Annotated in this window: 14 protein-coding genes; 9 read left to right on the top strand and 5 right to left on the bottom strand. The window is 67.9% G+C overall.

All coding sequences use genetic code 11. The features are described from left to right. Nucleotides 1-65: 65 nt before the first annotated feature. Together AAFF27_24785 and apaG are read right to left on the bottom strand one after the other, a co-directional pair. Nucleotides 66-2,078, bottom strand: a complete 2,013-nt coding sequence (locus tag AAFF27_24785; protein ID XAH23161.1) for a site-specific recombinase — start codon at nt 2,076-2,078, stop codon at nt 66-68. After that, nucleotides 2,078-2,482 (bottom strand): Co2+/Mg2+ efflux protein ApaG, encoded by a 405-nt coding sequence (gene apaG / locus AAFF27_24780; GenBank protein XAH23160.1) that lies wholly within the window; start codon nt 2,480-2,482, stop codon nt 2,078-2,080. Before apaG ends, AAFF27_24785 begins: the two co-directional genes overlap by 1 nt. A gap of 60 nt (nt 2,483-2,542) precedes the next feature. Here apaG and rpe point away from each other — a divergent pair, with 60 nt between their 5' ends. Next, nucleotides 2,543-3,232, top strand: a complete 690-nt coding sequence (gene rpe, locus AAFF27_24775) for a ribulose-phosphate 3-epimerase (GenBank protein ID XAH23159.1) — start codon at nt 2,543-2,545, stop codon at nt 3,230-3,232. Between the two features lie 372 nt (nt 3,233-3,604). After that, complete coding sequence (locus AAFF27_24770; GenBank protein XAH23158.1) at nt 3,605-5,794, top strand: catalase; 2,190 nt, start codon at nt 3,605-3,607, stop codon at nt 5,792-5,794. 20 nt (nt 5,795-5,814) lie between these two features. Here AAFF27_24770 and AAFF27_24765 read toward each other — a convergent pair whose 3' ends face one another. Further along, nucleotides 5,815-6,315 (bottom strand): hypothetical protein, encoded by a 501-nt coding sequence (locus AAFF27_24765; protein XAH23157.1) that lies wholly within the window; start codon nt 6,313-6,315, stop codon nt 5,815-5,817. 219 nt (nt 6,316-6,534) lie between these two features. Here AAFF27_24765 and gph point away from each other — a divergent pair, with 219 nt between their 5' ends. Next, a complete protein-coding gene (gene gph, locus AAFF27_24760) occupies nt 6,535-7,188 on the top strand; it encodes a phosphoglycolate phosphatase (GenBank protein XAH23156.1) in 654 nt (217 codons plus the stop codon). 3 nt (nt 7,189-7,191) lie between these two features. On the opposite strand, the gene AAFF27_24755 is transcribed toward gph, so the two are convergent. Continuing rightward, on the bottom strand, nt 7,192-7,776 hold the full coding sequence (locus AAFF27_24755; protein XAH23155.1) for a chalcone isomerase family protein: 585 nt from the start codon (nt 7,774-7,776) through the stop codon (nt 7,192-7,194). Between the two features lie 11 nt (nt 7,777-7,787). Then, the gene (locus tag AAFF27_24750) at nt 7,788-9,416 is read right to left on the bottom strand and encodes a methyl-accepting chemotaxis protein (protein ID XAH23154.1); all 1,629 of its coding nucleotides are present in this window, start codon (nt 9,414-9,416) and stop codon (nt 7,788-7,790) included. A 402-nt stretch (nt 9,417-9,818) separates the two neighbouring features. Here AAFF27_24750 and trpE point away from each other — a divergent pair, with 402 nt between their 5' ends. The 6 genes from trpE (at nt 9,819) to AAFF27_24720 (ending at nt 15,656) form a co-directional block, all read left to right on the top strand. Continuing rightward, the gene (gene trpE, locus AAFF27_24745) at nt 9,819-11,321 is read left to right on the top strand and encodes an anthranilate synthase component I (protein ID XAH23153.1); all 1,503 of its coding nucleotides are present in this window, start codon (nt 9,819-9,821) and stop codon (nt 11,319-11,321) included. 101 nt (nt 11,322-11,422) lie between these two features. Then, complete coding sequence (locus AAFF27_24740; GenBank protein XAH23152.1) at nt 11,423-12,004, top strand: aminodeoxychorismate/anthranilate synthase component II; 582 nt, start codon at nt 11,423-11,425, stop codon at nt 12,002-12,004. A gap of 10 nt (nt 12,005-12,014) precedes the next feature. Further along, nucleotides 12,015-13,070, top strand: coding sequence for a low-specificity L-threonine aldolase (ltaE, locus tag AAFF27_24735; protein ID XAH23151.1), 1,056 nt, complete (start codon nt 12,015-12,017; stop codon nt 13,068-13,070). 28 nt (nt 13,071-13,098) lie between these two features. Then, entirely contained in the window at nt 13,099-14,133 is a 1,035-nt protein-coding gene (trpD, locus tag AAFF27_24730) for an anthranilate phosphoribosyltransferase (protein ID XAH23150.1), read from the top strand. 10 nt (nt 14,134-14,143) lie between these two features. Further along, nucleotides 14,144-14,944, top strand: coding sequence for an indole-3-glycerol phosphate synthase TrpC (gene trpC, locus AAFF27_24725; protein XAH23149.1), 801 nt, complete (start codon nt 14,144-14,146; stop codon nt 14,942-14,944). Between the two features lie 10 nt (nt 14,945-14,954). Beyond that, complete coding sequence (locus AAFF27_24720) at nt 14,955-15,656, top strand: uracil-DNA glycosylase (protein XAH23148.1); 702 nt, start codon at nt 14,955-14,957, stop codon at nt 15,654-15,656. Nucleotides 15,657-15,714 lie beyond the last annotated feature (58 nt).

Raw genomic sequence — 15,714 nt, 5'->3', positions numbered from 1 at the left:
CTGCGGACGGCAGCCGGCCGGAAAGGTAGTGGAGTTCCCCTGGGCCGCCGGCTAGCGGCTGGCTCTCAGGACGGGTCCCGGCGCGGCGACGGAGCTTCGTCCGCGGCACGGGGCAGGAAAAACGACAGCGGCGCATGCCGGCAGCGTGCCCAGATCGCGGCGCGGATGCGCGCGCGGTAGTCGCCGCTTACGTTGTGGGCGCGCAGCGCCAGGCGAAAGGCAAAGCTGAAGCTTACCGTGAGGTTGAGCGCACCGATCACCGGCACCGCCGCCAGGCACCACCAGAAGATGGACTGCTGCAGCACGGCCGGGCCGTAGCTGACCGCCGCGGCCGCGATCTGCCCGGTGGACAGCGTCACGTGCCGCGCCTCCAGGCCGATGCTGACAAAGCCCAGCAGCGGCGGGATCATGCCCAGCATGAAACCCAGCGAGATGTTGCTGGCAAAGCCCGACACGTTCTCGCGCATGAAGCGCGCCCAGCGTGCGGCACGCTCGGCGCCCAGCCAGTGCGTGATGCGCGGGTTGAAGCGCATGGCCGAGTCCAGCCGGTGCAGCACGAACCAGTTCTCCAGCCAGCCGGCGAAGATGCTGGCCGAGAACAGCAGCACGCCGGTAAAGGCCGCGAACAGCCAGGTCGGCCCCAGCAGGGTGATCGACTCCAGCGTGTGGCGCGCCTCGGCCATGGAGAGCAGTGGCCGCCCCAGCAGCAACTGCGCGAACAGGCCCACCGCCAGCATGGCGGGGAACACCGTCAGCACATTGCCCAGCACCGCGGCCACCTGCGAGCGCACCAGGTAGGTCACCTCGTCCACGAAGGATTCGACGCTGGCGTCGGAGCCCAGCTCTTTTACCCGCGCCGCCAGTGCCGGCGCGGTCATGGCCGGCTGCTTGGTGGCCAGGGTGCAGTGCAGCAGCTGGATCGCGACAAAGCTCGCCGCATACAGCAGGCTGGACCAGATGCCGGTCCAGAAGGCCGACAGCGCCAGCGCGGTAATGGCGAACTTGCCCAGCACCGTGCCGGCGGTCAGCACGCCGCCGCCGGCGGCCTGGCGCAGCATGCGGCCGTAGGCAGAGCGGTCGCGTGCGATGTAGTGCTCGCCGGTCTCGGCGCTGCGCTCGGCCACCTTGGCCGCCAGCAGCGATGAATTGGCCGCGACCAGCGCGCGCACGCTGCGCCGCTCATCGCCCAGCAGCACCAGCCGCGCCAGCAGCCGCGCTGCAGCAGCCGGCGGGTCGGCCGACAGCAGGCAATCCAGCAGCTCGCGGATGCGCAGCAGCCGCTCGCGCAGTTGGCGCAGGCGAAACACCAGGCCGACCGAGATGCCGTTTTCTTCCAGGTGGGTATAGACCGTGGCCGCCGCTTGGCGACAGGCGTCCAGCCGCTCGCGCAGTTGCTGCGCGGCTTGTTCCAGCGCCGGGCCGCTCTGCGGCAGGCGCCGCACCTCGGTGCGCAGCGCCTCGACGTCGTGCAGCAGCGCATGGAAGGGCTGGGCCGCGCGCGCGGCCGCGCTCATGCGCAGCCGCAGCTCTGGCGCAAAACCGGTGGACAGCACCTGGCCGGCGCAGTAGACGATGGCGTCCAGCAGCGCATGCTGCCAGGCCGTGGTGTCCACGCCGTTGTCAACGGCCGGGGTGGACAGCAGCGTGGCCAGGCGCCGCCGCTGGCTGGCGTCCAGCGCCGTGATCCATTGCGCGTCGAAGGCGCGCGGCAGCGCCAGGGTGAAGAGTTCGGAGGCGTCCAGCGTCTCGGGGCTGGCCGGCAGCAGCTTGCGCCGCATGCGCTCGCCCAGCTCGCTGACAAAGGCGCTGCGCGGCGCAAAGCCGAAGTCCGCCAGCAGCGTGGTCACGTCCACCGACTGCGCCAGCACCGCCCACCATTCGCGCAGGCGCTGCTGGATCTCGGGGCGGGCGTCGACTGCGTCCAGCAGCAACTGCACACGGCTGACGGCGGCCTGCGGCGTGGCGCCCTTGCCGCGGATCCAGTCGGTCAGCTCGATCAGCCACAGGTGGCGCAAGGCCAGCGGCGCGGCCGGGTCCAGTCTGTCGAGGATGCCGCTGAGGTCGCGCTTGCGGCGCATCAGTGCAGCACCCGCGGACCTGCGGCGCTGCCGTGTGGACCGGTGTCGGCCTCCAGCACGAACAGCGGGATCGGCGCATCAAAGCGCGTGGCGTCTTCGGCCACGCAGAAGTAACTGCCTTCCATGGTGCCGCTGGGCGTGCGCAGGCGGCAGCCACTGGTGTAACGAAAAGATTCTCCAGGCTGCAGCAGCGGCTGGTGGCCGACCACGCCCAGGCCCTTGACCTCTTCGGTGTGGCCACGCGCGTCGCGGATGATCCAGTGCCGCGCGATCAATTGCGCCGGGGTGTCCCCGACATTGGCGACGGTCACGGTATAGGAGAAGCCGTAGGAGTCTTGCTCCGGCACAGACTGCTCGGGCAGGTACTGTGGCTGGACTTCGACGGTGAACTGGTACTTCGGCATGGCGGCAATGGTACTGCGCCCGTTTGGCGGGCGCAGGCAGCGAACTGCGACAATCCGTAGATGAGCTCGACCGAACGCCGCTACCGCATCGCCCCCTCCATCCTGTCCGCCGATTTCGCCCGCCTGGGCGAGGAAGTGCGCAACGTCGTCGCCGCTGGCGCCGACTGGATCCACTTCGACGTGATGGACAACCACTATGTGCCCAACCTGACCTTCGGGCCCATGATTTGCCAGGCGCTCAAGCCGCACGCCGTGACGCCGGCAGGCGTGGCGGTGCCGATCGACGTGCACCTGATGGTGCAGCCGGTCGATGCGCTGGCCGCGGCCTTCGCCGATGCCGGCGCCGATCTGATCAGCTTCCACCCCGAGGCCTCGGCCCATCCGCACCGCAGCATCCAGGCCATTCGCGCCAAGGGCCTGAAGGCCGGGCTGGTGTTCAACCCCGGCACGCCGCTGGATGTGCTGGACTGGACCATCGAGGACCTGGACCTGGTGCTGATCATGAGCGTCAACCCGGGCTTTGGTGGGCAGAGCTTCATCGACTCGGCGCTGCGCAAGATTGAGCAGGTGCGCAAGCGCATCGACGCCAGCGGCAAGGACATCCGCCTGGAGGTGGATGGCGGCATCAAGGTCGACAACATCGCCCGCGTGGCCGCCGCCGGGGCCGACACCTTTGTGGCGGGCAGCGCCATCTTCGGCAAGCCTGACTACCGTGGCGTGATCGACGCCATGCGTGCCGCGCTCGGCTGAGTCGGCTGCGGCGCCTGTCGGACAGCACCGACAGCCCGCCGCGTGATATCCCACAGCAGGCCCGTGCATTGGGCTACGGACTTCGGGCACGCATGCGCCTAATCTGAGGCGCTGCCGCCTGGTGGGCTGTGTGCATCCCGCGCGCAGGACCGGCGCGGCAACGCCCGGGGTGCAGCATGGAATGGCTGGTGTGGTGTGCGGCAGGGGTGGTCGGCGCGTTGGCGCTGGCGGCGTTGGCCAATGCGCTGGAGCGCTGCTGCGACTTCTGAACCCTGACCGTCGCGCGGCGCAGATCCGGCTGGCCGGACTTGTTCCGGGCAGGCTGGCCCGGGCACGTGCACGGCCGCGTAGCGGGCGTAGAAGGTAAACACAATGGCCAACAGCAAGAGCGGCGGGCGCGGCAAGAGCCGGCCTGTCGATGGGTCCGCCGACAAGGCCCAGCAGATGCAGGCCTTCACCGCCGAGCCGGCGGCAGCGCTCACGACCAATCAGGGCCTGCAGGTCCCGGACAACCACAACTCCCTGAAGGCCGGCGTACGCGGCCCAACATTGCTGCAGGACTTCATCCTGCGCGAGAAGATCACCCACTTCGACCACGAGCGCATCCCCGAGCGCGTGGTGCACGCGCGCGGCTCGGGTGCGCATGGCTACTTCCAGGTCTACAAGGCGCTGTCGGAATACACCACGGCGCAGTTCCTGAACGACGCCGAGGCGCGCACGCCGGTGTTTGTGCGCTTCTCCACTGTGGCTGGCTCGCGTGGTTCGGCCGACACGGCGCGCGACGTGCGCGGCTTTGCCGTCAAGTTCTACACGCAGGAAGGCAATTACGACCTGGTCGGCAACAACATGCCGGTGTTCTTCATCCAGGACGCGATGAAATTCCCCGACCTGATCCACGCCGTCAAGCCCGAGCCGCATCATGAGATGCCGCAGGCCGCCAGCGCGCACGACAGCTTCTGGGACTTTGCCTCGCTCATGCCCGAGACCACCCACATGCTGATGTGGACCATGAGCGACCGCGCCCTGCCGCGCAGCCTGCGCATGATGGAAGGCTTTGGCGTGCATACCTTTCGCATGCTCAACGGCCGTGGCGAGGCGCATCTGGTCAAGTTCCACTGGAAGCCCAAGCTCGGCCTGCACGGCATGGTGTGGGACGAGGCGCAAAAGCTCGCCGGCAAGGACCCAGACTTTTTGCGGCGCGACCTGTGGGAGGCAATAGACCAGGGCCATTTCCCCGAATGGGAACTGGGCCTGCAACTGGTGCCCGAGGACAAGGCCGAGTCGCTGGGCTTCGACCTGCTGGACCCGACCAAACTCATCCCCGAGGAAATGGTGCCGGTGCAGATCGTTGGCCGGCTGGTGCTCAACCGCAACCCGGACAACTTCTTTGCCGAGACCGAGCAGGTGGCCTTCCACCCCGGCCACCTGGTGCCGGGCATCGACTTCACCAATGATCCGCTGCTGCAGGGACGGCTGTTCTCCTATACCGACACGCAGCTGTCGCGCCTGGGCGGCCCCAACTTCCACGAACTGCCGATCAACCGCGGCGTCTGCCCTTTCCACAACTTCCAGCGCGACGGCATGCACCGCCAGACGGTCAACCGCGGCCAGGTCGCCTACGAGCCGAACTCACTGGGCAGCCCGACCGGCGCCGAGTTTCGCGTGGATGGCGGCACGCAGGGCTTTCAAAGCTACCCCGAGCCGCTGGAGTCACCCGTGGTGCGCCGCCGCAGCCCGTCCTTTGACGACCATTTCACCCAGGCCACGCTGTTCTGGAACAGCATGAGCCCGGCCGAGAAAGACCACATCGTCGAGGCCTTCCGCTTTGAGCTGGGCAAGGTCGGCGTGCCGGCGGTGCGCCAGCGCATGGTGGACAACCTGGCCCATGTGGACGCAAGGCTGGCCAAGAAGGTGGCCGCGCCCCTGGGCATAGGGCCGCCAGACCCCAAGGCCGCAGCCGGCCAGGCCGGCTACCGCAGCACGCGCATCACGCTGCCGCTGGAGGAGTCGCCCGCGCTCAGCATGGCGCCGCGCCTGGCACCGGGCGACAAGGCCGCCATCGCCACGCGCAAGGTCGCGATCCTGGCCACCGACGGGGTAGACGGCATATCGCTGCGCGCCGCACTGCATGCGCTGACCGAGGCCGGCGTGGCCTGCACCCTGGTGGCGCCACGGCTGGGCGCCATTGCCACGGCAGGCGGGCGGCGGCTGGATGCCGGCGCCACGTTGGCCGGCATGCCCTCATTGGTGTTTGACGCCGTGCTGGTGGCCGACGGCAAGGAAAGCGCCGCAGCGCTGGCGCGCCTGGGCGACGCGGTGCACTTCGTGCTGGAGGCCTACAAGCACTGCAAGCCGGTGTGCGTGCTGGGCGAAGGCATTGCGCTGCTGCGCACCCTGGGCATCGCTGCCGGTGCCAGCGGCGAAGCGCTGGCGCCACATCCAGGCGTGGTGCTCGGAAATGGCCACACCGAGTCGATGCCCGAGACCATGCACGAATTCCTGCTGGCGATCGGCCAGCATCGCCACTGGGATCGGCCCAATTTGGAGGCGGTGCCAGCCTAGTGGCGCACTGCGGGTGATCGTTACTCGCCGTCGTTGAGGTGGTGGCGCAGTGCGGGGTAGACGCGCTCTGCCCGCTCCCAGGCGGCGCGGCTGGCGGGGCGGGCCTCGTCCCAGCTCAGGCGTGATTCGCCGCGCCGGCGCTCCCAGCTGCTGCCGAGCTCGGCGTCAAAGTCGTCGAAGCGCCCGCGCCGCGCCGCGCGCTCCTCATAGCCCAGCCGGTAGGCTGGGTGGTAGTCGTCAAAGCTGCGGTCTTCGGCGTAATAGGGTTCGCGCGTGTGGGCGGCGCGCCAGTAGGCGTCTTCCACCGTCGGGTTGATCGCCTCGGCAGCGCCCTTGCCCGCCAAACCTCCCACCACGGCACCCACCACGCTACCAATGGCCACGCCGACCGGCCCGCCGGCCGCGCCCAGCACGGCTCCGGTGAGCGCACCGCCGCCGGCGCCTATGCCTGTGCCGAGCGGGTGTGCGCCGGTTGCTTGGGTGATCGGGTCCTTGTGGAGTTTGTTCTGCGGGGTTGTCATTGCCATACTCCTTGGAGGCTATCTATGGCTGTATCTTGGGCGCGGCGCCGGGGCCAGGCGGTAGGACGCCGCAGGCGTGCGCTGTAGGAACCCGGGCCCGCAGGGCGCAGCGACAATAGCCCGCTGCCGCCGGGGCGCCAGGCCCTTGTCCATGGGCGCCAACCCTTCCTTTTCCCAATCCTTGCCGCCGTGAGCCCTGCTTTTCCTGTTCCCTTTTCCGTGGACGCCGCCATCCTCGACCTGGACGGCACCCTGGTCGACACGCTCGGCGATTTCGAGGCCGCGCTGGGCCGCATGCTGCAGGACCTGGGCCGGCCGCCGCTGTCGCGCGCCGTGATCTCCCACATGGTGGGCAAGGGTTCGGAGCACCTGGTGCAGTCGGCGCTGGCGCACTGCGGCCTGGCGGCGTCACATGCAGATGACGCGCTGGCCCGCTACCTGCGCCACTACGAAGAAATCAACGGCCGCTATGTCGCCGTGTTTGCCGGCGTGCGCGAAGGACTGCAGGCCTTGCAGGCACAGGGCCTGCGCCTGGCCTGCCTCACCAACAAGCCCGAAGGCCTGGCGCGCACCTTGTTGCGTACGCTGGGGCTCGATGGCTTCTTTGTGTGCATTTACGGCGGCGACAGCTTCATACGCAAGAAGCCCGATCCGCTGCCCTTGCTCAAGACTTGCGAGGCGCTGGGCACCACGCCGCAGCGCACGCTGATGGTCGGCGACTCGGCCAACGACGCGCAGGCCGCGCGTGCTGCTCACTGCCCGGTGGTGCTGGTGAGCTATGGCTACAACCATGGCGAGCCGGTGCGGCAGGTGGATGCCGATGCCTTTGTCGACAGCCTGGAGGAGGTGCCGGCTTTGTGCCGGACAGTTTGAACTTTAGAGGGTGCGGCCGAGCAGCGCTTCTTTCAGCGCCCGGTCAGCCGGTTGTGCCCCAAGCCATATGCCCAGCAGCGCGTGGAAAAACTCCGGTTCTACAAATGGTTCGCCCTGCGGCTGGCCCTTGACCGTGATCAGCGTGCCGCGGCCCGGCAGCCAGTCGATCAAAAAGCTGTCGCCGGCCAGGAGCTTCTTCTGGTCGGCAAAGATCTGGCCCATGCGCAGCAGGCCGGGCACCAGTTGTTTGAGTTCGCTGCGCTCCATGTTGTCCTCTACCCCGCGCACAAACAGCCGGCCCAGCTCGCCGGCCTCGATGTCGCGCAGCATGGTGATGCGTATGCGCTTGGGGCCGGGCATGGCCTGTGCCTCGGCCGACGTCGTGGCCTTGTCCTGCAGGTACAGGGCCGCCACATAGACCTTGAAGATGGCCTTGTAGCGCACGCCCGCGCCGTTGAGCACCAGGGTGGCGTCCTGCGAAGTCACCGTGTCGCTGACCTGCACGCCGGCGATCTGGATCGGCGCGGCCTGGGCCGCGGGTGCAAATACCGCGCAGGCCAGGGCCAGCGCGCAGAGGGCGGATCGCATCGCCGCCACCACTAGGCCAGTTGCGCCGTTGCGGCGCGGGTGGAGGCCAGGCTGCGCAACGGCACTGGCGTGGTGGCCGCGTGGGCCGGTGCCGCGCTGCTCTGCAGCTGAAACACCGCCACGGCACGCACCAGCTCCTCGGCCTGCCCACGCAGGCTGGCGGCCGCTGCAGCGCTTTCTTCCACCAACGCAGCGTTCTGCTGCGTGGCCTGGTCCATCTGCGTGACGGCTTCGCTGACCTGGCCGACACCGGCGCTTTGCTCGGCGCTGGCCGCGCTGATCTCGCCCATGATGTCGGTGACGCGCCGGATGGCGGTGACGACTTCGGTCATGGTGGCGCCAGCCTTGTCGACCAAGGCCGTGCCCAGTTCCACCCGCTCTACGCTGGCGCTGATCAGGCCCTTGATCTCTTTGGCGGCATCGGCGCTGCGCTGGGCCAGGCTGCGCACCTCGGCGGCGACGACGGCAAAGCCGCGGCCTTGTTCGCCAGCCCGTGCGGCTTCGACCGCGGCATTGAGTGCCAGGATATTGGTCTGGAAGGCGATGCCGTCGATGGTGCCGATGATGTCGGCGATGCGGCGTGAGCTGTCGTTGATGCCCTTCATGGTGTCGACCACCTCAGACACCACTTCACCGCCCTGGATGGCGACGGTGGAGGCATTCAAGGCCAGTTGATTGGCCTGGCGCGCGTTGTCGGCGTTCTGGCGCACGGTCGAGCCCAGTTGCTCCATCGAGGCCGCCGTTTCTTCCAGCGCGCTGGCCTGCTGCTCGGTGCGGGCCGACAGGTCGTTGTTGCCCTGGGCGATCTGGGCGCTGGCGGTGGCCACGCTTTCGGCATGCTGGCGCACTTCGCCAACCACGCCCGACAGGCGTTGCTGCATGCCGGCCAGGGCGCGCAGAAAGAGGCCGGTTTCATCCCGGCTATGGGTCTTGATCGGCATCGTCAGGTCGCCCTTGGCAATGCTCTCGGCCACGCGCACGCCGTGGCGCATGGGGGCGACGACCGAGCGCGCCGTGATCCAGGACAGGAAGGCGCCCAGCAGCACCGCCACGGTGGTGCCGGCGCCCAGCAGCCAGCGGCTGGCGCGGGCCATGGCATTGCTCTGCGCCTGGCGCTCGCGCACCTGCGTGGCCAGGTGCGCGCCCAGCACATCCACGCTCTTGAGGTAGCGCTCGGCCAGTGGCCGCAGGTCGCGGTCCACCCGCGCCATCAGGTCGGGCTCGCCCCCGCTCTGCATCCGCTGGATGGCTTCGCGCTGGTCGCGGTAGAGGCCGCGAGCCGTGCTGATGGCGTTCAGCAGCGCGTGGCCGGTATCGTCTTGCACCAGCGTATCGATGCGCTTGAGCTTGCGCGCGATGTCGGCCGAGGTCGCGTCCATGTCGGTCTTGAGCTGATCGATGTAGCCGCGGTCGACGGCCTTGAGCGAGGCTTCGGTACGCACCCAGTTGATGCGGATGTCAGAGGCCCAGTCTTCCACCAGCATCTGCTGCTCGATCTCTTGGGTGGCGAGCCGCTCGCCGGCCTGCTGCAGATCGCCGATGCGCATGATGCCGACGGCGGCAATCATGGCCGTGATGAGCAGGATGGCGCCAAAGGCCAGCCCCAGGCGGGTGCCAACGGAGAGGTCGCGGTATTTCATGGGACAAGCCCGGCGCGGGGGAGGGGATGGGTGTTCATTAAGGTCTCCTTTTGTAAAAAGAACGCTCGTTCTATTTACAAAAATCCATTCTGACGAGCGGCCGCTGCCGTGCAATAGGGTTTGCGAGCGTGCGCCAAGCGCGCCAGGGGCCTTTGCTACACTCGCGCCCATGTTCATTCACCGCACCTTCCTTGCAGGTCTCAGCGACCGGGGAGCCTGGCCCTGGCGTAAGCCAGTCATCGTGCGCAACTGAAGGCACCGCGGGCGCTGCGCGCCCCACCACCGGTGCCACCCGTGGTCCCCCAGCCGGGCGGACCGACTTGAATGAACACGGCTCCCCCCCCCTTTGCCCGCGTGAATGCGGCGTTTTCTCGGGAGCCGGCCTGACGGAGGCATCTGCCCGTGATTACCGAACTTGAATTCAAGAGCCTGAGCACCCAGGGCTACAACCGTATCCCGCTCATGGTCGAGGCCTTTGCCGACCTCGAAACCCCGCTCTCCCTCTACCTGAAGCTGGCCTATGCCAAGGGCGGCGGCAAGCACAGCTTCTTGCTGGAGTCCGTGGTGGGTGGCGAGCGCTTCGGCCGCTACAGCTTCATCGGCCTGCCGGCACGCACCCTGTTGCGCGCCACCGGTTTCGGCCCAGACGCCACGACCGAGGTGGTGCGCGATGGCGTGGTGGTGGAGACCGATCACGGCAACCCGCTGGACTTCATCGCCGCCTACCAGCGCCGCTTCAAGGTGGCGCTGCGCCCGGGCCTGCCGCGCTTCTGCGGTGGCCTGGCCGGCTACTTCGGCTACGACACGGTGCGCCATATCGAGAAAAAGCTCGAAGCCAGCTGCCCGCCCGACACCCTGGGCTGCCCCGACATCTTGCTGCTGCAGTGCGAAGAGCTGGCGGTGATCGACAACCTGTCGGGCAAGCTCTACCTGATCGTCTACGCCGACCCGGCCCAGCCCGAGGCCTACGGCAACGCCAAGAAGCGCCTGCGCGAGCTGAAGGAGCAACTCAAGTATTCGGTCAGCGCGCCCGTGGTCAAGCCCACGCAGGCGCACCCGGCCGAGCGCGAATTCGCCAAGGCCGACTACATCGCCGCGGTGGAGCGCGCCAAGGAGCTGATCGCCGCAGGCGACTTCATGCAGGTGCAGGTCGGCCAGCGCATCAAGAAGCGCTACACCGAGGCGCCGCTGTCGCTCTACCGCGCGCTGCGTTCGCTCAACCCCTCGCCCTACATGTACTTCTACAACTTCGGCGACGGCATGCATGTGGTGGGCGCCTCGCCCGAGATCCTGGTGCGCCAGGAATCCACGCCCGAAGGCCAGAAGATCACCATCCGCCCGCTGGCCGGCACGCGCCCGCGCGGCGCCACGCCCGAGGCCGACAAGGCCGCCGAGGTGGAGCTGGTGAATGACCCCAAGGAGCGCGCCGAGCACGTGATGCTGATCGACCTGGCGCGCAACGACATCGGGCGCATCGCCAAGACCGGCACGGTCAAGGTGACCGAGGCCTTTGCCGTGGAGCGCTACAGCCACGTGATGCACATCGTGAGCAATGTCGAAGGCGTGCTCAACGAGGGCATGACCGCCATCGACGTGCTCAAGGCCACCTTCCCGGCCGGCACGCTGACCGGCGCGCCCAAGGTGCATGCGATGGAGCTGATCGATCAACTCGAGCCCAACAAGCGCGGCCTCTACGGCGGCGCCTGCGGCTACATCAGCTACGCCGGCGACATGGACGTGGCGATTGCCATCCGCACCGGCCTGATCAAGGACCAGATGCTCTACGTGCAGGCCGCTGCCGGCGTGGTCGCCGACTCGGTTCCTGAGCTGGAATGGAAGGAAACCGAGGCCAAGGCCCGCGCCATGCTGCGTGCGGCGGAACTGGTCGAGGAAGGGCTGGAGTAAGCCACCACCCCACCCGATAGGCGCGCCGGCCTGCCGGCGCGCCTATCGGGGCCATACCCTTCTCGCGCCGCCGCCAGGCGCACCCTCAGATGGAGAAACGCATGCTGCTGATGATCGACAACTACGACAGCTTTACCTACAACATCGTCCAGTACTTCGGTGAACTGGGCGCGCAGGTGGAAGTCTTCCGCAACGACGAAATCACGCTGGAGGGCATTGCCGCGCGCATTGCCGCCGGCGTCGACCGCCTGGTGATTTCGCCCGGCCCCTGCTCGCCGGCCGAGGCCGGTGTGTCGGTCGCGGCCATCCAGGCATACGCCGGCAAGCTGCCGATCCTGGGCGTGTGCCTGGGCCACCAGGCGATTGGCGCAGCCTTCGGCGGCAAGATCGTGCGCGCGCAGCAACTGATGCACGGCAAGACCAGCGAGATCACGACCACGCGCGAAGGCGTGTTTGCGGGCTTGCCCGAGAAGTTCACGGTCAACCGCTACCACTCGCTGTCGATCGAGCGCGAAAGCTGCCCGGCCGAGCTGGCCATCACCGCGTGGACGGAAGACGGCGAGATCATGGGCGTGCGCCACACCGGCTTTGCGCATGATGTGCGCATCGAAGGCGTGCAGTTCCACCCCGAATCCATCCTGACGGAGCACGGCCACGCCATGCTCCAAAATTTCCTCGATTGAGCGCGGCGCCATGACCAGACCCGTCGACCTGCGCAGCGATACCGTCACCCAGCCCACGCCCGCGATGCGCGCGGCCATGATGGCCGCGCCGCTCGGCGACGACGTCTTTGGCACCGACCCCAGCGTGAATGCGCTGCAGGAAAAGATCGCAGCCATGCTCGGTTTCGAGGCCGCGCTGTTCATGCCCACGGGCACGCAGAGCAATCTCTGCGCGATCCTGTCGCACTGCGGCCGGGGTGACGAGTACATCGTCGGCCAGCAGGCGCACTGCTATCGCTGGGAAGGCGGTGGCGCTGCGGTGTTTGGCAGCGTGCAGCCGCAGCCGCTCGACCATGCGAGCGACGGCACGCTGCCGCTCGCGCAGATCGAGGCCGCCATCAAGCCCGACGACGCGCACTTTGCGCGTACGCGGTTGCTGGCGCTGGAGAACACGCTGGGCGGCAAGCTGCTGCCATTCAGCTACGTGCAGGCTGCGACCGAGCTGGCAAAAGGCAAAGGCTTGCAGCGGCACCTGGATGGCGCCCGTCTCTTCAATGCCGCGACCGCGCAGGCCGCACTGAACCAGCACAGCGACATTCGCACCGAGGCGCGCCGCATTGCGCAGTGCTTCGACAGCGTGTCGGTGTGCTTCAGCAAGGGGCTTGGCGCGCCGGTGGGCTCGGCGCTGGTCGGTACGCGCGCGTTCATCGCTCGCGCGCACCGCATCCGCAAGATGGCGGGCGGCGGCCTGCGGCAGGCGGGGGTTTTGGCTGCTGCGGCGTCGTATGCGCTCGACCACCACATCGACCGCCTGGCCGATGACCACGCATTGGCGCAGCGACTGGCGAATGGGCTCACAGGCATAGAAGGCCTGGAGGTCGAGGCGCCGCACACCAACATCGTCTTCGTCGACCTGAAGGGCGCAGCGCAGGCGCGCTCGGCCGAGCTGCTGGCAAGCCTCAATGCCCAGGGCATTCTTGCCACCGGGCTCTATCGGCTGCGTTTCGTGACGCACCTGGATGTCGATGCTGCGGGCGTCGACCGCGCGGTGGCGACAATCCGCGCCTTCTTCAGCCACAAAGCCTGACAACGACAACCCCGAGGAGACTCATTCCATGATCACGCCCCAGGAAGCGCTGCAGCGCACCATCGAGCACCGCGAAATCTTCCACGACGAGATGTTGCAGCTGATGCGCATGATCATGCGTGGCGAGCTCTCGCCCGTGATGACTGCCGCCATCGTCACTGGCCTGCGCGTCAAGAAAGAAACCATTGGCGAGATCACCGCCGCCGCGCAGGTGATGCGCGAGTTCTCCACCAAAGTGCAGGTGGCCGACACCGCGCATTTGGTCGACATCGTCGGCACCGGTGGCGATGGTTCGCACACCTTCAACATCTCCACCTGCGCCATGTTCGTGGCGGCGGCGGCGGGCGCCAAGGTCAGCAAGCACGGCGGGCGCAGCGTCAGCAGCAAGAGCGGCAGCGCCGACGTGCTGGAGGCGCTGGGCATAGACATCAACCTGCCGCCCGAAGCGATTGCGCGCTGCATCGCCGACGTGGGCATAGGCTTCATGTTCGCGCCCAACCACCACCCGGCCATGAAGAACGTGGCGCCGGTGCGCAAGGAGCTGGGCGTGCGCACCATCTTCAACATCCTGGGCCCGCTCACCAACCCGGCCGGCGCGCCCAACATCCTGATGGGCGTGTTCCACCCGGATCTGGTCGGCATCCAGGTGCGCGCGCTGCAGCGCCTGGGCGCCGAGCATGCGCTGGTGGTCTACGGCAAGGACGGCATGGACGAGGTCAGCCTGGGCGCCGGCACCCTGGTGGGCGAACTGAAGAACGGCGAGATCACCGAGTACGAGATCCACCCCGAGGACTTCGGCCTGCCCATGGCCAGCCACCGCGCGCTGAAGGTCGAGACGCCCGAGCAATCGAAGGCGCTGCTGCAAGGCGTGCTGGCCGGCGAGCCCGGCCCGGCGCGCGACATCGTCGCGCTCAATGCCGGCGCCGCGCTGTACGCGGCCAATGTCGTCGCCTCGATCACCGAAGGGCTCGGCAAGGCCCGCGCCGCCATCGACAGTGGCGCCGCCCGCGCCAAGCTGGAACAATTCGCCCGCGCCACTGGCGCCCTTGCCGCTGCCGCCTGAAGTCAACACCATGTCCGACATCCTGAACAAAATCATCGCCGTCAAACGCGAGGAAATCGCCGCCGCGCAAAAGAAGCGCCCGCTCGATGCGGTGCGCTATGACGCCGAAACTCGCGTGCTCACGCGCGACTTCATCGGTGCGCTACGCGCCAAGATCAGCGCCGGCCAGGCCGCCGTGATCGCCGAAGTGAAAAAAGCCAGCCCCAGCAAGGGCGTGCTGCGCGCCGATTTCATCCCGGCCGACATCGCGCAGAGCTATGCCGAAGGCAACGGCGAAGTCAGCGCCGCCTGCCTGTCGGTGCTGACCGACCAGCAGTTCTTCCAGGGCAGCGCGGACTACCTGAAGCAGGCGCGCGCCTCTTGCGACCTGCCGGTGCTGCGCAAGGATTTCATCGTCGACCCCTACCAGGTCTATGAGTCGCGCGTGATGGGCGCCGACTGCATCCTGCTGATCGCCGCCTGCCTGGACGACGCGCAGATGGCGGATCTGGAAGCCATCGCGCGCAGCCTCGACATGGCTGTGCTGGTGGAAGTGCACGACCGCGACGAGCTGCAACGCGCGCTCAAGCTGAAGACGCCGCTGGTCGGCATCAACAACCGCAACCTGCGCAATTTCGAGGTCACGCTGGACACCACGCTCGGCATGCTGGCCGACGTGCCGGCCGACCGCCTGCTGGTGACCGAATCCGGCATCCTCCAGCGCGCTGACGTGCAGCGCATGCGCGAGGCCGGCGTGCACGCCTTCCTGGTGGGCGAAGCCTTCATGCGCGCGCCTGAGCCCGGCGAGGCGCTGGCCGAGCTGTTCAGCTGAAAGGGCCTACATGGCTGCCGATCAGTTGCAAAGCTGCGACCCCGCCAACTGGCCCGTGGCGCCGGGCTGGCAGCCGCTGGTGGAAGATTTCTTCACCTCGGCGCCGGGCATGCGCCTGCTGGATTTTTTGCATGAGCGCCTGACTGCCGGCGCCACCATCTTCCCGCCGCAGCCGTTGCGTGCGCTGGAGCTGACGCCGCCAGAGGATGTGCGCGTCGTCATCCTCGGCCAGGACCCATACCACGGCCGCGGCCAGGCCGAGGGCCTGGCCTTTTCCGTCGCCTCCGGCGTGGCGCTGCCGCCTTCGCTGCGCAACATCTTCAAGGAACTGCAGCGCGACCTGGGCACACCGCCACCGCCTTTCCCCAACCCCGGCGGCAGCCTGGTCAAGTGGGCCAAGAACGGCGTGCTGCTGCTCAACACCGGCCTCACGGTGGAAGAGGGCCAGCCCGCCAGCCATTCCGGCCGCGGCTGGGAGGTACTGACCGACGCTGTCATCCGCCAGGTCGCGCAGCAAGAGCGGCCGGCGGTTTTCATGCTGTGGGGCGCACACGCGCAGAGCAAGCGCGCCTTGATCGACAGCAAGCGGCACTGCGTGCTGATCGCCAACCACCCCTCGCCGCTGTCGGCACTGCGGCCGCCACTGCCCTTCATCGGCTGCGGGCATTTCTCCCAGGCGCGCGAGTGGCGTGAGCGGCAATCTGCGCAGTAGCCGTCGTAACTTCAAATTTGATAGCTAATATCCGGCGCCAGATAAGGGATAGAGCCAC

It is taken from the genome of Xylophilus sp. GW821-FHT01B05 (genome assembly GCA_038961845.1).
Taxonomy (GTDB): Bacteria; Pseudomonadota; Gammaproteobacteria; order Burkholderiales; family Burkholderiaceae_C; genus Xylophilus.
Note: the sequence above shows the minus strand (reverse complement) of the source record. Positions and strands in the feature narration are given on the sequence as shown.